The sequence below is a fragment of the Hyphomicrobiales bacterium genome (assembly GCA_030688605.1).
Classification (GTDB): domain Bacteria; phylum Pseudomonadota; class Alphaproteobacteria; order Rhizobiales; family NORP267; genus JAUYJB01.
Genome location: JAUYJB010000137.1, coordinates 1 through 18,413 on the forward strand (window position 1 = coordinate 1; position 18,413 = coordinate 18,413).

At 65.6% G+C, this 18,413-nt stretch carries 17 protein-coding genes; 13 read left to right on the forward strand and 4 right to left on the reverse strand.

The features are described 5' to 3' along the window. On the reverse strand, positions 1 to 294 hold a 294-nt coding region (locus tag Q8P46_14710), incomplete at its 3' end, for a hypothetical protein (protein MDP2621398.1). Positions 295 to 495: 201 nt separating this feature from the next. Between Q8P46_14710 and Q8P46_14715 the strand changes: the two genes are divergently transcribed. Next, on the forward strand, positions 496 to 1,605 hold the full coding sequence (locus Q8P46_14715) for an AbrB family transcriptional regulator (GenBank protein MDP2621399.1): 1,110 nt from the start codon (positions 496 to 498) through the stop codon (positions 1,603 to 1,605). A 4-nt stretch (positions 1,606 to 1,609) separates the two neighbouring features. On the opposite strand, the gene Q8P46_14720 is transcribed toward Q8P46_14715, so the two are convergent. Continuing rightward, complete coding sequence (locus tag Q8P46_14720) at positions 1,610 to 3,919, reverse strand: xanthine dehydrogenase family protein molybdopterin-binding subunit (protein MDP2621400.1); 2,310 nt, start codon at positions 3,917 to 3,919, stop codon at positions 1,610 to 1,612. A 159-nt stretch (positions 3,920 to 4,078) separates the two neighbouring features. Between Q8P46_14720 and Q8P46_14725 the strand changes: the two genes are divergently transcribed. From Q8P46_14725 to Q8P46_14735, 3 genes are all read left to right on the forward strand, one after another. Next, positions 4,079 to 5,068, forward strand: coding sequence for an ABC transporter substrate-binding protein (locus Q8P46_14725; GenBank protein MDP2621401.1), 990 nt, complete (start codon positions 4,079 to 4,081; stop codon positions 5,066 to 5,068). A gap of 112 nt (positions 5,069 to 5,180) precedes the next feature. Beyond that, a complete protein-coding gene (locus Q8P46_14730; protein MDP2621402.1) occupies positions 5,181 to 5,570 on the forward strand; it encodes a DUF4431 domain-containing protein in 390 nt (129 codons plus the stop codon). 232 nt (positions 5,571 to 5,802) lie between these two features. Then, positions 5,803 to 6,609: an alpha/beta hydrolase gene (locus Q8P46_14735; protein ID MDP2621403.1), complete on the forward strand. Its 807-nt coding sequence runs from the start codon at positions 5,803 to 5,805 to the stop codon at positions 6,607 to 6,609. A gap of 13 nt (positions 6,610 to 6,622) precedes the next feature. On the opposite strand, the gene Q8P46_14740 is transcribed toward Q8P46_14735, so the two are convergent. Then, positions 6,623 to 8,191 (reverse strand): 3,4-dehydroadipyl-CoA semialdehyde dehydrogenase, encoded by a 1,569-nt coding sequence (locus Q8P46_14740; GenBank protein MDP2621404.1) that lies wholly within the window; start codon positions 8,189 to 8,191, stop codon positions 6,623 to 6,625. Between the two features lie 114 nt (positions 8,192 to 8,305). Next, positions 8,306 to 8,653, reverse strand: a complete 348-nt coding sequence (locus Q8P46_14745; protein MDP2621405.1) for a hypothetical protein — start codon at positions 8,651 to 8,653, stop codon at positions 8,306 to 8,308. Positions 8,654 to 8,985: 332 nt separating this feature from the next. Between Q8P46_14745 and Q8P46_14750 the strand changes: the two genes are divergently transcribed. The 9 genes from Q8P46_14750 to Q8P46_14790 all read left to right on the forward strand — a co-directional run. Next, the gene (locus Q8P46_14750) at positions 8,986 to 9,555 is read left to right on the forward strand and encodes a cupin domain-containing protein (GenBank protein ID MDP2621406.1); all 570 of its coding nucleotides are present in this window, start codon (positions 8,986 to 8,988) and stop codon (positions 9,553 to 9,555) included. 25 nt (positions 9,556 to 9,580) lie between these two features. Continuing rightward, positions 9,581 to 10,132: a cupin domain-containing protein gene (locus Q8P46_14755; GenBank protein MDP2621407.1), complete on the forward strand. Its 552-nt coding sequence runs from the start codon at positions 9,581 to 9,583 to the stop codon at positions 10,130 to 10,132. Between the two features lie 170 nt (positions 10,133 to 10,302). After that, a complete protein-coding gene (locus Q8P46_14760) occupies positions 10,303 to 11,574 on the forward strand; it encodes a tripartite tricarboxylate transporter substrate-binding protein (protein ID MDP2621408.1) in 1,272 nt (423 codons plus the stop codon). 89 nt (positions 11,575 to 11,663) lie between these two features. Beyond that, the gene (locus Q8P46_14765) at positions 11,664 to 12,932 is read left to right on the forward strand and encodes a tripartite tricarboxylate transporter substrate-binding protein (protein ID MDP2621409.1); all 1,269 of its coding nucleotides are present in this window, start codon (positions 11,664 to 11,666) and stop codon (positions 12,930 to 12,932) included. A 109-nt stretch (positions 12,933 to 13,041) separates the two neighbouring features. Further along, complete coding sequence (locus Q8P46_14770; GenBank protein MDP2621410.1) at positions 13,042 to 14,130, forward strand: ornithine cyclodeaminase family protein; 1,089 nt, start codon at positions 13,042 to 13,044, stop codon at positions 14,128 to 14,130. A gap of 69 nt (positions 14,131 to 14,199) precedes the next feature. Then, entirely contained in the window at positions 14,200 to 15,699 is a 1,500-nt protein-coding gene (locus tag Q8P46_14775) for a tripartite tricarboxylate transporter permease (protein ID MDP2621411.1), read from the forward strand. Beyond that, positions 15,689 to 16,228: a tripartite tricarboxylate transporter TctB family protein gene (locus tag Q8P46_14780; protein MDP2621412.1), complete on the forward strand. Its 540-nt coding sequence runs from the start codon at positions 15,689 to 15,691 to the stop codon at positions 16,226 to 16,228. The genes Q8P46_14775 and Q8P46_14780 overlap by 11 nt, the downstream gene beginning before the upstream one ends. A 16-nt stretch (positions 16,229 to 16,244) precedes the next feature. Next, positions 16,245 to 17,318, forward strand: a complete 1,074-nt coding sequence (locus Q8P46_14785) for an ornithine cyclodeaminase family protein (GenBank protein MDP2621413.1) — start codon at positions 16,245 to 16,247, stop codon at positions 17,316 to 17,318. Positions 17,319 to 17,495: 177 nt separating this feature from the next. Then, the coding region (locus tag Q8P46_14790; GenBank protein MDP2621414.1) for a UbiD family decarboxylase at positions 17,496 to 18,413 on the forward strand (918 nt) is incomplete at its 3' end.

The window sequence follows — 18,413 nt, forward strand, 5'->3', positions numbered from 1 at the left end:
CGGCGGCGGGGCCGGCTTGGCCCCGGTGTCGGCGCCCGCGCGCAGGGCCTTGATGCGCGCATGGGCAAGCGGCACGAACGCGCCGGTAGGAAAGGCGCGGATATACATTTCCAGGAGCAGCGGATCGTCGCTGTCCTTGACCTTGTCCCAGAACTCGGCATCGACGGCGTTGGGCTGGGCGCCTTCTGCGGGCGGGTTCGATTGGGCGAACGCCGGGAGAGCGGCCGGACCGAAGCCGACGGCGAGCGCGACCAGCGTCGCGACGAAAATGTGCGGCCCCGCGCGGTCTGCCATGCCCCTGAAGCCTTCCGACCATCCCTCCCCGGATGCACAAGTCGCACTCTAGCATCTCGATCCGATGGCGCCAGCCGGCTTTGCGCAACGAGGTTTACGGCCGCTTATGCGGCTAATGGCGGATTGCGGATCGCCTCCATCCACCCTAAAAGGCTTTGCGTTCCCGGTAGGCGCGCGATCGCGCAATCCCAAGAATCCCGAATGAAGCTGTCCGTCCGACGACTGCTCCCGCCCGGCACCAACCTGAAGGCGATGCTCGCGACCCTGGCCTTGGCCTGCGTCGGCGGCGTCGGCGGCAATCTGATCGGCATGCCCCTGCCCTGGCTGCTTGGGCCGATGATCGTGATCTGCGCCGTGGCCATGGGTGGGCTCAAATTGTTCGGTTCGCCGCCGCAATGGCCGGAGGCCTCGCGCGCGGTCTTCATTCCCGTGCTCGGCGTGATGATCGGCGGTGCCTTCACCATGGACCTGGTTCTCGGCATCGTCGGCTGGTGGCCGAGCGCGCTCGGGCTGGCCTTGTTCCTGCTCGTCGCCCACTGGTGCGTGTTCTTCCTCTATCGCCGGCTCGGCGGCTACGACGCGGCGACCGCGTTCTATGCGGCGGCGCCCGGCGGCTTCGTTGAGTCGATCATCCTCGGCGGCGCAGCGGGGGCCAATACCGGGATTATCGCCGCCCAGCATTTCTCGCGCATCCTGATCGCGGTGTTCGTGATTCCCATCGGCTTCTCGCTGGCGCTCGGCGAAGTGGTCGGCAGCGCGGCCGGGGTCACGCTCGACAGGGGCGGCGGGTCGCTCACGCTCGTCGACGCGCTGATCCTCATCCTCGCCGGCTTTGCCGGCGTGATCGTCGGCCGGTGGCTGCGCCTCCCGGCCCCGCTCTTCTCCGGGCCGGTGCTGGTCTCGGCCGCCGTGCACGTCGCCGGGCTGACGGCCGCCACGCCGCCCACCCTGCTCGTCAACCTCACCCAACTCATCGTCGGAACGACTCTCGGCGTGCGGTCGGTGGGTCTGTCGGGACGCGATACGCTGCGCGCCTTTGCGCTGTCCGGGCTGGGCATGGCGGTCATGCTGACGATCGCCTGCGGCTTTGCGGCCGTGCTGCGCAACTATTCGGATGCGAGCTTTGCCGCCCTCATCCTCGCCTTCTCGCCGGGTGGACTGGTGGAGATGAGCCTGATCGCTCTGTCGCTCGGCTTGAGCGTGCCCTTCGTCTCGGTCCACCACATCCTGCGCATCCTGTTCGCGCTGACCGTGGTGCCCCTGCAATTCGAGCGAGTGGTCAAGCCCCGGTTCGGCAAGAAGGGCGGATAGGGCGTCATTTCGCCTTGGCGTCCTGGATCGCCCGCCACACCCGCTCGGGCGTCGCCGGCATGTCGAGATGACGGATGCCGTATTCCGAAAGCGCGTCGATCACCGCGCTCATCACCGCCGGCAGCGCGCCGACGGTGCCGGCTTCGCCTGCGCCCTTGATGCCGAGGGCGTTGGTCTTGGCCGGCACCGGGTTCGACTTGACCTCGATCATCGGCACTTCGTCGGCGTGCGGCATCGGATAGTCCGTGAACGAGCCTGACAGCAACTGCCCGGTCTCCTCCTCGTAGACGATGCGTTCGCCGAGGGCCTGGCCCAGCCCCTGGACGACGCCGCCATGGATCTGCCCCTTGAGAAGGATCGGGTTGACGACCGTGCCGACATCGTCGACCACCGTGTAGCGGGTGATCGCGACCGCGCCGGTCTCCGGGTCAATCTCGGCCTCGCAGACGTGGCAGCCATTGGGGAAGGTCGGCCCGTCGGCGCCGGCCTCGAGTGCCATGTCGAAGGCACCTTGCTCCTTGGCGGCAAGCTCGTGCAGGCCGATCGCCCGGTCGGTGCCCTTGACGCGGAATGCGCTGTCGGAGAATTCGAGGTCGGCCTCGCCCGCCTCCAGATGCTTGGCCGCCAGCGCAAGTCCGCGCGCGATGAGTTCATCGGCAATCTTGCCGAACACCGCGCCGGCATTGAGGAGCGTGCGCGAGCCGAAGGTGCCGACGCCGCTCGCGACCTGGTCCGTATCCTCCTGGACGATCTTGATCCGCTCGGCGCTCAGGCCCAGGAGCTCACCCAGGATCTGCCGAAAGACGGTCGCATGGCCGGTGCCGACCTCGCGCGAGCCGGAGAAAAGCGTGAGGTTCCCGTCCGCGTCGAATTTCGTCTCCGCGAATTCGCCGAGCGGCTTGTTGACCGGCGCCCCGGCGATCTCGATGGCGTTGGCGACCCCGAGTCCGAGCAGCTTGCCGCGCGTCTTGGCCTCGGCCCGCCTCGCGGCAAAGCCGGCGACGTCGGCGGCTTCCTCGGCCATTTTCATGCTGCGCGGGAAATCGCCGGAATCGTAGGTGAAGGTCAGCCCGGTCTTGAACGGCATCTCGTCCGGCTGAATGAGGTTGCGCCGGCGCAATTCGAAGCGGTCGATGCCAAGCTCGGCGGCGGCGACGTCGATGACCCGTTCGATGGCGTAGATCGCCTCCGGCCGCCCCGCACCGCGATAAGGTGCGGTCGGCTGGGCGTTGATCAGCACGCCTGTCACCTCGGCAAAGATGTACGGGGTGCGGTAGACGCCGGCGAGACTTCCGACGTGATTGGTCGGCGGGCCCGCCGAATTGGGGCCGACATAGGCGCCGAGGCCCACCAGCGTCCTGAGCTTCAAGGCTAGGAAATGGCCTTGCTCGTCGAGGGCCAGCTCGATGGTCGAGACATTGTCGCGGGCGTGATAGTCGGAGAGGAAGGATTCCGAACGCGTCGCCGTCCAGCGCACCGGCCGCCTGAGCCTGCGCGCCGCCCACAGGGTCAGGGCCACCTCGCGGCTCGCCGCGCTCTTCATGCCGAAGCTGCCGCCGATGTCCGGCGAGACCAGATGCAACTCTTTGTCGTCGACGCCGAAAATGTTGTCGGCGAGCGCGTGGCGCAGCCGGTGCAATTGCGAGGTACCGACCCACAGGGTCGAGCGGCCGGTCTTTTCATCATGCAGGGCGAGCGCCGCGCGCGACTCCATCGGATTGGCCGAGGCACGGGTGACGCGGAAATCGAGACGGGTTACGTGATCGGCGCCGGCGAACGCCTGCTCCACCGCCGCGCGGTCGCCGCGCTCGAAGACGAAGGCGATGTTGTCCGGCGCGTCCGGCCACAGCGCCGGCGCGCCCGGCTTCACCGCCTTGGCGGCGTCGCACACCGCCGGCAGGATGTCGTAGTCGACCATCACCGCCTCGGCGGCGTCCTCGGCCTCGGCGCGGCTTTCCGCGACGACGACCGCCACCGGCTCGCCGATATGGCGGACCCGGTCCTTGGCGAGCAGCGTGTAGCGGGTCTCGGCCATGTCGCGGCCGCCGGGACGGCCATATCGGGTCCGCGGCTGAATCTCGCCGATCCCGTCCGCCTCCACATCGCTTTGCGTCAGCACCGCCACGACGCCGGGCATGGCTTTCGCCTCGCCGATATCGAGCACCGTGATCGTTGCCGCGGCGACCGGCGAACGGACGACCGCAAGCCAGGTCTCGCCTTCTAGATGCGCATCGTCGGTGAACTGGCCGGCGCCGGTGATCAGACGCTCGTCCTCGTCCCTCAGGCAAGACTGACCCAGCGTGCGGTAACTCATCGCCCAAAAAAACCCCTCGTCTCGATCGTGCGGCTGGAACTGGAACATGTGGCCGGTCAGGCAAGAAATAAGGGTTCGCCACGGCCAAATCAATCTTGCGGCAGCGGCCGATTTGCGCCACAGGAGGGGCCTCATGCAAAGACGGGAGAGAGCATCGATATGAGCAAGTTGCGGCTTTCGGTCGCGATCGGTGACTATGACCGCACGCGCGCCCTGATCGACGGCACCGTCGGCATTGACGGGGTCGATCCGGTGGTCATGCCGCTGGGCCCGGAGGAGATCTTCTTCCGCGCCTTGCGCAACGAGGAGTTCGACATCTGCGAATTGTCGCTGTCGAGCTTCACGGTGCGGACGGCACGCGGCGACTGTCCTTATGTCGGCGTGCCGGCGTTTCTCTCCCGCGCCTTCCGCCACACCTCGATCTATGTCCGCACCGACCGGGTCAGCACGCCGGAAGACCTGAAGGGCAAGCGCATGGGCCTGCCGGAATACCAGCTCACCGCCAACGTCTGGGCCCGCGCGCTGCTCGAGGACGATTACGGCGTCAAGCCCGCCGACATGGTCTGGGTGCGCGCCGGCATAGAGGAGCCGGGACGCATCGAGAAGATCGCCGTCGACCTACCCAAGAATGTGCGACTTGAGGACGCGCCGGCAGAAGCGACGCTCGCAGGCTTGCTCGCCGCAGGCGAGATCGACGCGATGATGGGACCGCGCGCGCCGTCCTGCTACCGCGAGAAGCATCCTCACGTCGGCCGCCTGTTCCCGGACTCCGAAGCCGCCGCACGCGACTATTACGACCGCACCGGGATCTTTCCGATCATGCATCTCATCGGCGTGCGCCGGAGCCTCGCCGAGGCCCATCCCTGGCTTCCCGCCGCCGTTCTGAAGGCGCTGATCGGGGCCAAGCGGATCGGTTTGGAAAAACTTGAGGATTTGAGCGCCTCAAAGGTGATGCTGCCTTTTGCCGCCGAACAGCTCGAGCGGACGCAGGCGCAGATGGGGCGCGACTTCTGGACCTACGGCGCGCGGCAGAACGCGGTCACGCTCAACGCCTTCCTGCGCCACCATCATGCCCAGGGCCTGTCGCAGCGCAAGCTAAAGATCGAGGATCTGTTCCACCCGGCAACGCTGGAGGAATTCAAGATCTAGAGCAAGTTCCGCAAGGAGCGGGAACCGGTTTTGCGAGACGAACATGCTCAACCAAATAGATAGGGCCGAAATCCGATTCGGATCAGATGGATTTCGGTTTAGGACTTACGCCATGAGACGTTATTGGACTTGTGCCGTCATCACCGCTTTGCTGTTCGCGGCGCCCGCCGCGGCAGCAGACGGTTGCATGCAGGCCAATGCCGATGATGAGACTGCCGAAGGCCGGCTCGACATCGGCCAATTCCAGGACGCCGCGGGCCGGCCCGAAAGCGCCTATGTCCTGAGCCTGCCGGTGCCCATCTGCCTCGACGACCCGGATCCCGAATTCCGCGTCGAAACCGCCGACACCATTCATCTCTATTCCAGCAACGAGGCGGTGCATGCCGAGATCGACCGTTTCGTCGGCAAGACCGTGCTGGTGCGCGGCAGCCCCTTCGGCGCCCACACCGTCCACCATCATGCCCCAATCGTCATGGACATCACCGAGATCGACGAGCAGTGACGGCAGCGGCTCGATGGCGCGCGATTGAGGCGTCAATTGGCCGGATTGACGCAACGGGTCAAAAGTTTAGTCTGATATCTTGAACCGAAGGGGCATTGGGGAAATCTGGTTCAATCAATCCATTGCCGTCGCCGCGGGAAAGTGTTCGCTCGGGCCGAGTTGTTCCCCACGTGCGCTTTTGTCCGATCGACCCGGGAGGTGCCGTGCCGGCCCCCCATTCGAGAGCAGCTGCGTGAGGATCCGAAAAGGCGAAATCAGGGACGGCCGGTTCGTTGTTCCCTACCGGACCTACGGCGAAGCGCCGAAAACCATCGTCTGTGTCAGCGGTGCGCAGCAGACGATGGCGGTATGGAAGTCGTTCGTCGCCTATTTCTGTCGCGACTTCACCGTCGTCGTGTTCGATCTGCCCGGCCAGGGCCGATCCGAGACTCTATACGGCCCCGCGGCCATATCGCTGGACGAGCAGGTCTCCGCGCTTTCCCGCGTCATCGAGACCACGAAGCATAACGGGCCGGTGCACATCGCGGCCGCCTCCTGGGGCACCATCGTCGCCGCCATCTATGCCGCGCGCCACCCGGACGCCGCAGAAAAGATCATCTTGGGCGGGTTCGGCGTCAAACCGACCCGGGCAATGAGCGAGCTTATTCGCGAAGGAAAGCGTCTCTACAACGAGAACCGCCCGGAGGATGTCGGCAGGTTGATCATCGACCGCTTCGGCCAGGATATTCCCGACTCCTACAAGCGCCGCATCATCGACCAGTTCCGCACCATGAACCGCGACAAATGCTTGGCTTTCTATGCCCATGTCGATTTCGTCGAGAGCGCGTCGGACATCAAGCGCTTCGCCGACCTGAAAAAAATCCGGGCCAAGACGCTCATCGTCAACGGCGAGAAGGATGCCATTCTCGACGCCGAGGATGCCGCGCTTGCCGCCAGTCTGATCCGCGACTGCGAGGTGCGGATCATCCCGGAGGTCGGGCATTTTTTGCATTTCGAATCGGCGGAGATCCTCGGCGTCTACGACGCCTTTCTCGCCTGACAGTCCTTCGACCTCACAGCGCCGCTTCGATGGATTCCGCCGCCAGCCGGTCGATGAGCGCCGGATCGCCCTGCACGGCCGAGCGTTGCATGTAGAAGCGCAGGCCCCTGAGCCCGCCGAGTTCCTCGCCGCCGCCGGCCCGTCCCGGCCCGCCATGCACGCAATGGGCGAGCGCCATCTGGTGGCCGGTGTGGTTCTTCCCCACGGTCTCATCGACGGTCATGATGCGGCCATGCGCCGGCGCGATGGCGGCCACCGTCGCGACGGTGAAATCGGCATCGTCGGAGAACAGGCTGACCGCCAGCGAGCCGCCGCCGCGATTGGCGAGCTGTGCCGCGTGGCTGCCGTCGCGATAGGGCATCAGCGTCGCCGCCGGGCCGAACACCTCGATTTCATGCACCGCCTTGCCCTTGTCCGGGTCAGCGCATTCGAGCAGCGTCGGGGCAAGGAAGGCGCCCTTGTCCCGGTCGCCGCCGGCAAGCGCGTCGGGAACTCCGCCGCCGGAGACGATCTTGGCATCCGCCTTGAGCGCCTCGATCCCGGAAAACGCCGCCGCCTGCTGGCTCTTGGAGACCAGCGGGCCCATGCGCACGCTCTCGCCGGCGGGGTCGCCGACCTTGACCTTGGCCATCTTCTCGGCGAGCGCGTCGCGCACCGCGCCCAGGCGCTCGGCGGGAACCAGGATGCGGCGGATATTGGTGCACATCTGCCCGGCCTTGATCGTGAAACCATTCATCACCTCGCGCACCAGGAGATCGAACACGGGATCGCCCGGCTTCGCGTCGGGGCCGAGGATGGTGGCGTTAATGCTGTCGGCCTCGATGTTGATGCGCGGGGCGGAAGCAAGAACGTTCCGGTGCGTGCGCAGCGTCAGCGCGGTGTCGGCCGAGCCGGTGAAGGACAGCGCATCGTTCGGCCGCAGCCCGTCGAGCAGACCCTCGCCGGAGCCACAAACGATTGACAGCGCGCCTTCAGGCAGGATGCCGGCGGCGACGACGTCGCGCACCATCTGATGAGCGAGCCAGGCGGTGGCGCTGGCCGGCTTGGCAACCGCCGGCACGCCGGCCAGAAACGCCACCGAGACCTTCTCCCACAGGCCCCAGGAGGGAAAATTGAAGGCGTTGATATGAAGCGCTGCGCCCGGAAGCGTGGTCCAGAAATGGCGGGCGCGGAACACGTCCTCCTTGGCAAGCTGCACCGATCCCGGCTCGACCACCATGCGCTTGTCGCCGAGATCCTTGCCGTAGCGGGCATAGACCTTGAGGGTGACGATGCCGCCATCGATGTCGACCGAGGCGTCCAGCGCCGTGCTGCCGGAATTGCGCCGCGCGATCTCGCCATAGGCCTCGCGGTTGGCGGTGAGCGTGTCGGCGATAGCGCGCAGCAGCCCCCCGCGCTCTGCGAATGTCAGGGCGCGCAGCGCCGGCCCGCCGACGTCGCGCGCATGGGCGAGCGCCGCCGCACCGTCGATGCCGGTGGCGTCCACATGGCCCAGCACCTCGCCATTGACCGGGTCGACCAGCGGACGCCCCTCGGCCGCGCCCGCCTGCCAGCGTCCTTCAACGTAGCTTTCAAGTTTCATGATGTCTCCCGAACGGATGTCTTCGCCGCAGCCGCGACCTTCCGCCCACCGCGACGGCGCCGCCCTTGTAACGTGAATCCCGGCTGGTTTCGAGGCCGGCGGCCCGGAGCCGATCTAGCTGATCACCTCGCAGCGCTTCCACACTTCGAGCTCGCTCGGCTTGTCGCCGAACTCCGCCCCGCGCATGTGCAGATGAACCGTCTGCTCGTTCATCAGATCCATGACCACCTGGGCGCCGGCGTGCGGCTCGCCCTCCGGCACTCTATAAAGGAAGCCATGCCGGTCGTAGCGGCCGACAATCTGCGCCCCGCCCGGGGTGGTGATGCGTGGCCCGGCGATTGCGAAGTGCCGATGATCGGCCGAGCACCAATTGCCGTCGATCGCATCGGCCCGCGCCCCGCCGGACACAGTCAGCGCCGCCCCCATCGCCGCCAAGCCCCATAAGATGCGCATCCGACCCATGAACACCTCCCGATTCGACCTTTTCGAGCCTATCACAGCGCCGTCCGGTCTTCATCTTGCCAATGCCGACCGGCGGGTTCAGACTGCCGCCTGCCATAATCTTATCGGCGATCGGCACGATCGTGGCATGGCGGCCCCGATGCCGGGATCGCGGCCAGCGATAGCGGATTGGTACAATAGCCATTTCGTTATTGCTTTTGCGCCGCCCGGGAGCGGTTGGTACGCTGGCTGCCAGTCCAATGATTGTGGCATGGGCGGCCGCGGCGGTGGCCGGCCAAGGTTATTTTGTTGCGGTAAAGGGAGCCTCCATGCACGAGGAAGGCGAGCCTGACATGAGCAAGCGCGAAGCGCCTGAGCACGGCCACAACGAGCCGGAGGCCGCGGTCTGGGAGCGCTGGCAGAAGAAGCGGACCTTCGTGCGCGCCCTTGAGGGCACCTATGGCGAGCTGGTGCGCGAACTGCTCGACCAGCCGCGCGTTTACCCCTCCAACGACTGGAAGTGGAAGGGCGGGCCGCAGAATTTCGGCAAGAAGATCATCAACCCGCAGGCGGTCAAGGTTTCCCAATCCATCGAATGTCACCTCGACGCCATCGCGCCGGGCGGTCATGGCCAGAAGCACGGCCACATGAATTCCGCCTGCTTCTACGTGCTCAAGGGCCGCGGCTACGACATTCACGACGGCCGCCGCATCGACTATGAGGCCGGCGATCTGATGCTGGTCGAGAACGCCTGTGTCCACCAGCATTTCAATGCCGATCCGGAGGAAGAGCTGGTGGTGCTGATCATGAAGGCCAAGCCGCTGTTCCTGTTCATGCACATGATTTTCCAGAAGGTGGTCGAATATCCGCCCAAGGTGCCGGCGCCGGGGCAGGACGACTATCGCCCGCCGGAAAAGCTTTAGGCAACAAGCCGATGAGGACGCCGCGTTGACAGACGAAAACGCAACCGCCCGATCGGGCGACGCCAAAGCCCGCTACTATGCCGAGGCGCTAGAGGAATCGGCCCGCTTCCGCGAGGACTACCCGACCCGCCTCGTCAATGTCATGAAGGCGGCCGAAATGCCGTGGGAGGATTCACCCGACGGCCGCATCAAGCATCTGGTGCATGAGAAGATGAACACCGTGGAATGCTGCATGGAAATCTACATGCAGTTCATTCCGCCCGGCGAGGCCACAGGCAAGCACCGCCACCTCGCCGAAGAGGTGTTCTACGTCGTCGAGGGCCGCGGCTACGACCTGCACTGGGACGTGAAGTTCGACTGCGAGGAGGAGTTCCTCTGGGACTGGGAAGCCGAGCCACTCAAGTTCGAATGGAAAACGGGCGATTTCGTCTATATTCCGCCCTATTCGATCCATCAGCATTTCAACGGCGATCCGAAAAACGAGGCGCGGATCATCGTTATGTCCAACCGCATCTTGAGGGAGATGGGGTTCGGCTGGTTCGAGCAGTTGGAGAAAGCGAAATCCCATACAGGCTGAAGGCCCGGCCGCCGCGGCCTTGCCAGCGCGGCGAAATGTGTCGGCAAGATGGAGGTTTTGGCAAGGCAAGAGGAAAGGCAAATCGGCCGGCAATTTCATCCCGGCGAAAAGCAGCAACAGCCGCAAGAGCGTCCGGGAAGCACGTGTACGGCAGTTGCAGGGAGGAAGATATGAGACGGAAAATCCAGCGGCCGGTCTGCGGACTGGCCGGCATCGCAATCGGCATCGCGATGGTGGGGCTCGCGAGCGGTGCGTCGGCGCAGACCGCCGAGGAGTTCTTCAAGGGCAAGACGATCACCTATATCGTCTCGACCTCGCCCGGAGGTGGTTACGACACCTATGCGCGCCTCATCGCCAAGCACATGGAGAATCATCTGCCAGGCGCCACCGTGGTGGTCAAGAACGTGCCCGGCGCCGGCCACATCATCGGCACCAACCAGCTTTACGCCGCCAAGCCCGACGGCCTGACCATCGGTACGTTCAACACCGGGCTGGTCTACGCCCAGCTGCTCAAGCAGGAGGGCATTCGCTTCGACCTTGCGAAACTGACCTGGATCGGCAAGGCGGCCGCCGATGGCCGCGTCATCATGGTCTCCGCCAAATCGCCGATTAAGTCATTCGACGATCTGCGCGCCGCCAAGGAGCCGGTCAAGTTCGGCGGGGCCGGACCCGGCAGCGCCTCCTACAACGAGATCAAGATGCTGATCGAGGCGCTCAAGCTCAATATCGAGTATATCCCCGGCTATAGCGGCCGCGAGGACGAAATGGCGATCCTGCGTGGCGAATTGGACGGGTCCATGGGCTCGCTGAGCTCGTTTCTGCCTTTCGTCAAGAACGGCTATGGCCGCCTGCTGTTGCAGATCGGCAGCACGCCACCGGCCGAATATCCTGACACGCCGCAGGCCAAAGATGCCATCAAGGACCCGGCGGGGCGTTCGATCGCCGCTCTGATCGCGTCCCAGGCCGAGCTTTCGCGGCTTACCGCGGCACCTCCGGGCGTGCCGGAGGACCGCGCCAAATTCCTCGTCGCCGCCTACAAGGCGACGCTCGAAGACCCCGCGCTGCTGAAGGATGCAGGGAAGCTCGAGCTGCCGATCGAGCCGCTCTATGGCGACGACGTGAAGCAGCGCATCGTCGAGGCGCTGGACCAGCCGCCAGAGATGGTCGCCCTGATCAAGGGGGTGATCGAGAGTGCGGAAGCTGCGGTGCCGAAGGCGACCAAGGTCACCAGCGAACTGACGAGCGTATCGCCCGACGGCCGCGACATCGAGTTCGCGGGTCCCGGCGGCAACGCGGTTAAGTCGAAGGTGAGCGGCTCGCGCACCAAGGTGGTCATTGCAGGCAACGACGCCAAGCGCGATCAACTCAAGGCGGGCATGAATTGCGAGATCGAATACATGCCGGGCGGCGACAACGAGCCGAGCCTGGTGTCCTGTCCTTGAACGACCGCGGATCGCGGGCGCGCCGGGCATTAGCCGGCGGCCCGCAAGCCGCGAACACGGATGCAACCGGAGAAAGGGAGAAAAAGCACATGCTGAGTAGGAGAACGGCGCTCGCCGCCGCCTGCGGCGGCGGCGTCGCGGTGGTGGCGATCGCGCTTGGCGCCGTGCCTGTTGGCGCGCAGTCCGCCAAGGATTTCTTCAAGGGCAAGACGCTGACCTATATCGTCGCGACCTCGCCCGGCGGCGGCTACGACACCTATGCGCGCCTCATCGCCGAATATATGGAAAAGCAGCTTCCCGGCACCAAGATCGTCGTCAAGAACATTCCCGGCGCCGGCCACATCATCGGCACCAACCAGCTCTATGCCGCCAAGCCCGACGGATTGACCATCGGCACTTTCAACACCGGGCTGATCTATGCCCAGCTCCTGAAGCAGGAAGGCGTCCAGTTCGACTTAAGCAAGATGACCTGGATCGGCAAGGCGGCGGCCGATCCCCGCGTCGTGGTCATGGACCAGAAGTCGTCGGTCAAGACGTTCGACGATCTCATGAGCCTCAAGGGGGAAGAAAGGTTCGCCGCCTCCGGTCCCGGCAGCGCCTCCTATAACGAGACCAAGATGCTGATCTCCGCGCTCGACCTAAAGGTCAAGCTCATCCCCGGCTATAACGGCCAGGAGGGCGAGATGGCCATGCTGCGGGGCGAGATCGGCGGCCAGCTCGGCTCGCTGAGCTCTCTGGAGCCGTTCGTCAAGAACGGCTACGGCCATATCGTTCTGCAGATCGGCGGCAAGAAGTCCGACCTGCCGCCGGGAGCGGCGCAGGCGCCGGAGGACCTGCCCGCCGGCAAAGGGCGCTCGGTCGCCGCCCTCATCGCCTCGCAGGCCGAGCTTGCGCGCCTGACCGCGGCGCCCCCCGGCGTGCCGGCCGACCGCGCCGAGGTGCTGATCGCCGCCTATCGCGGCGCGCTCGAGGACCCCGGGCTGACTGCCCGCGCGGACAAGCTCGACCGTCCCGTCGAGCCGCTCTACGGCGAGGACGTCGCCCGCTTGGTCAAGGAAGCGCTCGAGCAGCCGGAGGACGTCATCGCCATGGTCAGGGGTGTCCTGAGCGAGGAGGAAGAGGAAAAGGGGATCAGCCTGACTACCGAGCTCATGGCTGTCTCACCGGATGGCCGCAACATCTCCTTCAAGGGCAAGGATGGCGCCACGGTCGAATCCAAGGTCAGCGGGTCGCGTACCAAGATTGCCATCAACGGTCAGGAGTCGAACCGCAAGAGCCTCAAGGTTGGCATGATGTGCGACATCACCTACGACCCGGCTCAAGAGGAGAACGAGCCGAGCGTCATATCCTGCAAGTAGTCGCACGAGCACCTGAGCAAACAAACTCCGTCCCGGATGGGAAAGACGCCCATCCGGGACGTTTCGCCGGCAACCAGAACAATCGCCGGCCTCGGCCGGAGAGGGCAAATTGACGCTGTTCTTGAACAATACGGACATTCGGCAGGTCCTCGACATGGGCCAGGCCATCGACGCTCTGGAGCAGGCCTATATCGCCCTTGCGGCCGGCGACGGCGTCTGCCGGCCGCGCATCGACATCGAGATCCCGACCGGCGCGGAGGGTAAGACGTATCGCTGGGGGACCATGGAGGGAGGGTCGGCTGGCGGCTATTTCGCCATCCGCATGAAGTCCGACATCATCTACGAGACCGACTATGCGGGCGTGCGCACGATCGAGAAATATTGCGTCGAGCCCGGCACCTTCTGCGGCCTGATCTTCCTCTTCGACACACGAAACGGCGCGCCCCTGGCGCTGCTCAATGACGGCCATCTGCAGCACATTCGCGTCGGTGCGGATTCGGCCATCGGGGTCAAGCACATGGCGCGCAGCGACGCGCGCGTCGTCGGCATGCTGGGCTCCGGCGGTATGGCCCGTTCACATGCCGAGGCATTCGCGCAGGTCAAGCCGATCACGCGCATTCAGGTCTATAGCCCCACCCCCGAGCATCGCCGCGCCTATGCACAGGAAATGCAGGAAACGCTCGGCATTGAGACTATCCCCGTCGACACGCCGCAAGCCGCCTGCGCCGGCGCCGACATCGTCGCCGGCTGTACCGACGCCAAGGAACCGGTGCTGTATGGCGACTGGCTGGAGCCGGGCACCCATGTGACCTGCATCGGCGGCCGTCCCGATGCGGGCGCCTTTGCCCGTATTGACGTGGCCCTGCGCCTCGGCGACGCCCCGGCGCCTCGGGGACTGCCCGAATTCGGGCTCAGTGACGAGTATCTCACCTATTCGGCGGGCTCGGGCGACCGGGGCCGCGGCGCCAGGCGCGCGCATGGAAACCAGGCGCAGGGGCGGACCGTGCGCCTCGCCGCTCTCCTCTCGGGGGCCGCCAAGGGGCGCACCTCGTCTGAACAAATTACTTTTTCGGAGCGCGGCAACATCCAGGGCGCGCAGTTTCACGCCGTTGCCGGCAAGGTCTATGAGATCGCCGCCGCCCGCGGCCTGGGCCGGGAGATCCCAACGTCATGGTTCCTGCAGGACATCCGCAACTGACGGGCGCGGGGCGCGCGGCCCGTTTGCGAGGGAAACAGGCAGGATGGCCGCTGGCCAATAGGTGCTGAAATGGATTTGCAGATCATCGTCTCCTCGTTCGTCGATTTGGTGTCGTCGGCCTATCTGTGGGTGCTGATGCTGATCGCCGTTGCCGTCGGCATGTTTTTTGGCGCCGTGCCTGGCCTCGGCGGCAAGCTGGCCATCGCGCTCGCCATCCCCTTCGTCTTCGGGATGGACACGGTTCCGGGCGTCGTGTTCCTGCTGGCCATGCATTCCGTTGTGCACACCGGCGGATCGATCCCGAGCATCCTGTTCGGCGTTCCGGGAACGGGACCGGACGCGGCGACCATCGTCGACGGCCTGCCGATGACCCAGAAGGGCGAAGCCGGCCGCGCGCTCGGCGCGAGCCTCGGCGCCTCCGGCGTCGGTGGCGTCATCGGCGCCCTGTTCCTGGCAGCCCTGATCCCGGTGCTCGAGCCGGTGGTGCTCTCCTTCAGCCCGGCGGAGTTCTTCCTGCTCGCCATCCTCGGCATCACCTTCATCGCGCTGTTGAGCGGCAACAGCCTGCTCAAGGGGGTGATCGTCGGCTTTTTCGGCCTGATGCTCGCCTTTGTCGGCATGGACCCGCAGGTCGGCATCACCCGCTACACGTTCGGCCAACTCTTCCTGTGGGACGGGGTCGACATCATCACAGCGATTCTCGCCCTGTTCGCGATCCCCGAGATGATCGCGCTGGGCGTCAAGGGCGGCTCGATGTCGGGCGTCAGCCTGAAGGCCGCGCAATATTCCACCCGGGACATTATCAGTGGCATAGGCGATGTGTTCCGCCACTGGGGGCTGACGATCCGCACCTCGATCATCGGGGCTGCGATCGGCGTCATCCCCGGCCTCGGCGGCGATGCGGCATCGTGGATCTGCTACGGCCACGCGGTGCAGAGCTCGAAGACGCCGGAACGCTTCGGCAAGGGGGCGGTGGAAGGCGTCATCGCGCCGGAGACGGCCAACAACTCGAAGGAGGGCGGTGCGCTGCTGCCCACCGTGTTCTTCGGCGTTCCCGGCTCCTCCGGCATGGCCGTCATGCTCGGCGCCTTCATCATTCTCGGCATCCAGCCGGGGCCGCTGATGATGGTCAACCATCTCGACCTGGTGTGGACGATGATCTGGGCGCTGGTGGTCGCCAATTTGGTCGCGGTGGTCATGTTCCTGGGCATCGCCCGCTGGGTCGGCTTGCTGTCCTTCGTCCGCGGCGGGCTCTTGATCCCCTTCGTGCTGGTGCTCGCCCTGCTCGGCAGCTATCTGAGCCGCGGGCAGTGGGAGAACATGCTGATCATCCTGCTGCTCGGGCTGCTCGGCTACGGGCTCAAGCGGTTCAAATGGCCGCGCCCGCCTTTCGTGATCGGGCTGGTGCTCGGGCCGATCGCCGAAGATTCCTTGCACAAGGCGCTGGCCCTGTGGGGGCCGTCCTTCCTGCTCAGACCGATCTCCATGATCCTGGTCGCAATCATCCTCGGCACCCTGATCTTCTCCTTCCTGCGGCATAACAGCAGGAGGCTCGTCGATGTCGATTAAGTCCCTAAGCAGCCGCGTCCCCATCAATGGCCGCGTCGCGATGGCCGCAATCATGCTGGCGATCTTCGCCGCCATGATCCTGATGGCCGCCGCCTATCCGTACAAGTCGCGGCTGTTGCCGTGGGTGATCGGCATCCCCGGCACCGTGCTGGCGCTGATCCAGCTCGTCCACGAGATCACCGCCCCTTCCGGCAGTGAGACAATCACTGTCGTCGACCACGGCGAGACGGTGACGCAAATCGAGCCTGCCGCCGACGCGGACGAGGCCGCCGTCAAGCAGCACCAGGAACTCGTTCTTATCGGCTATCTGGTCCTGCTCGTCGTCAGCCATGTTCTGTTGGGTTTCTGGATCGCTTCGCCGCTGTTCGTCGCCGTGTTCCTGCGGCTTTACGAGGGGGCGAGCTGGCGCTTTGTGATCATTTCGGCGGCGGCCACGTGGCTCACCCTTTACGTGGTCTTCGACCAGCTCCTCACGGTGGGTGTCTTCGAGGGCCTTTTGACCCCCTATGTGACGGATCTCTTCGAATAGGCTCACGGTGCGCCCCATGACCATTCTCCTCAACAACCCGCAAGTCGAGGCGCTGCTCTCCATGCCCGAGTGCATCGCCATCCTCGAGGACGCCTATGTGGAGCTCGCCGCCGGGCGCGGCATCACTCGGCGGCGCAGCGACAGCCTGACGCCGACCGGCCGCGCGGATGCCGTCTACGGCCTCAAGACCATGGACGGGGTCGCGCCCAAGTTCGGCGTCGCCGCGGTGCGCATCAACTCCGATATCGTCACTTGGCCGGACACCGGCACCGGCCGGCGCCGCGTCAAGGTGCCGGCCGCGCCCAACGGCCGCTTTGTCGGCTTGGTTCTGCTGTTCAGCACCGAGACCTCCGAGCCGCTGGCGATCCTGCCCGACGGCGTCCTCCAGCGCATGCGCGTCGGCGCCACCAACGGGCTGGCGGCGAAATATCTGGCCCGCGCCGATGCCCGCAGCGTCGGCCTCATCGGCAGCGGCTGGCAGGCAGGCGCCCAGCTGATGGCGATCAAGGCGGTCCGCCCCATCGAAAAGGTGCGCTGCTACAGCCCCAACGCGGAGCGGCGCGCCGCCTTCTGCAAGGAGATGGGCGAGAGGCTCGGCATCGAGGTGACGCCGGTCTCCTCGCCGGAAGCCGCGATCGGCGATTGCGACGTGGCGATGTGCGCGACCAGCGCCATAGAGCACGTGTTCTTCGAGCGCTGGGTCGCGCCGGGGCTGCATGTCAGCTCGATCAAGCGGCCGGAAATCGAGCCCGCGGCCATTCGTCGCGCCGACCGGCTGTTCATCCACACCCACGACGCAACGCCGCAGCACGTCACGACGCGCGGTCTGCCCGTCGCCGAGACCACCAAGGGCATGGGCTGGAAGCTGGCCGACGAAATCGATTTCGCGTCCCTCGACACCCTGCCCGACCTCGTGGCAGGCACGGTCGACGGGCGGCAGAACGACGATCAGGTCACCTGTTTCATCAACAATCTCGGGCTCGGCTATCAGTTCGCCGCCGTCGGCTCGCTCGTCCATCGCAAGGCGCGCGAGCAGGGCGTCGGGCGCGACATGCCAACCGACTGGTTCACCGAAGACGTTCATCCATGAGCGGGAGGCGTCCATAGGCGTCGGGCTTGGCCTTTAGCCGAAGATTGCATTGGTTCTGCGTCGCGTGCTCTGATAATCGAACCTTCGGAAATCGGCCGAGCGCCAGGTCTCCCGGGCAGCGGCTTTCGCGCGCCCGACGCGTGGGACCGGCGAGATGGACTGCGCCAAGGAGGAAGCATGACCGCACAGGCGAAGAAGCCGCCGGCAAAATCGAACGTGCGCGAGCCGCACGTGGACCTGCGCGACTGGCTGGAGCGGGTCGACGACATCGGCGAATTGCAGAAGATCGACAATGCCGACTGGAACCTCGAGATTGGGGCCGTCGCGGAGATGATCTACCATGCGCGCCCGGCGAACCCGCCGGCGATCCTGTTCGACAACATCCCCGGCTACCCGAAGGGCTTCCGCGTTCTTTCCGGCATGACCAACTCGGCGCGCCGCCTGGCGCTGACCCTCAATCTGCCGGAGCCCGAGACGCCGATGGACGTGGTGCAGGCCTATCGCGACCGCATGAAGACGTTCGAGCCCAAGCCCGCCAACGTGGTCAAGAAGGGCCCGGTATTCGAGAATGTCGACCGCGACGACGAGGTCGACCTCCTCAAATTCCCGGTTCCCTATCTGCACGAGCTCGACGGCGGCCGCTATATCGGCACCGGCGACCTCGTCATCATGCGCGACCCCGAGGAGCAGTGGGTCAATCTCGGCACCTACCGGGTGATGATCCACGACAAGAACACGGTCGGCCTGTGGATGTCTCCGGGCAAGCACGGCCGGCTGATCCGCGAGAAATACTTCAAGGCCGACAAGCCCTGTCCGGTGCTGATCAGCGTCGGCCACGACCCCTTGCTGTTCCTGTCCTCCGGCAACGAGGTCGAATACGGCCTGTCCGAGTTCTCCCACTCCGGCGGCCACCGCGGAATTCCGATCGACGTGGTCGAGAGCGAACTGCACGGCCTGCCGATGCCGGCCCATGGCGAGATCGTGCTTGAGGGCGAGATCCTGCCCCACGAGCTGCGGCCGGAAGGGCCGTTCGGCGAGTGGACCGGCTACTATGCGAGCTCGGTGCGCGAGGACCCGGTGGTGCGGGTGCGCCGT

Excerpts from the sequence above, each read along its gene's own strand:
- Q8P46_14780 (MDP2621412.1), top strand. The coding sequence starts at position 15,689 with ATGTCGATTAAGTCCCTAAGCAGCCGCGTCCCCATCAATGGCCGCGTC.
- Q8P46_14745 (MDP2621405.1), bottom strand. The coding sequence starts at position 8,653 with ATGGGTCGGATGCGCATCTTATGGGGCTTGGCGGCGATGGGGGCGGCG.
- Q8P46_14740 (MDP2621404.1), bottom strand. The coding sequence starts at position 8,191 with ATGAAACTTGAAAGCTACGTTGAAGGACGCTGGCAGGCGGGCGCGGCC.
- Q8P46_14725 (MDP2621401.1), top strand. The coding sequence starts at position 4,079 with ATGAGCAAGTTGCGGCTTTCGGTCGCGATCGGTGACTATGACCGCACG.
- Q8P46_14765 (MDP2621409.1), top strand. The coding sequence starts at position 11,664 with ATGCTGAGTAGGAGAACGGCGCTCGCCGCCGCCTGCGGCGGCGGCGTC.
- Q8P46_14750 (MDP2621406.1), top strand. The coding sequence starts at position 8,986 with ATGAGCAAGCGCGAAGCGCCTGAGCACGGCCACAACGAGCCGGAGGCC.
- Q8P46_14720 (MDP2621400.1), bottom strand. The coding sequence starts at position 3,919 with ATGAGTTACCGCACGCTGGGTCAGTCTTGCCTGAGGGACGAGGACGAG.
- Q8P46_14730 (MDP2621402.1), top strand. The coding sequence starts at position 5,181 with ATGAGACGTTATTGGACTTGTGCCGTCATCACCGCTTTGCTGTTCGCG.
- Q8P46_14760 (MDP2621408.1), top strand. The coding sequence starts at position 10,303 with ATGAGACGGAAAATCCAGCGGCCGGTCTGCGGACTGGCCGGCATCGCA.
- Q8P46_14775 (MDP2621411.1), top strand. The coding sequence starts at position 14,200 with ATGGATTTGCAGATCATCGTCTCCTCGTTCGTCGATTTGGTGTCGTCG.
- Q8P46_14715 (MDP2621399.1), top strand. The coding sequence starts at position 496 with ATGAAGCTGTCCGTCCGACGACTGCTCCCGCCCGGCACCAACCTGAAG.
- Q8P46_14785 (MDP2621413.1), top strand. The coding sequence starts at position 16,245 with ATGACCATTCTCCTCAACAACCCGCAAGTCGAGGCGCTGCTCTCCATG.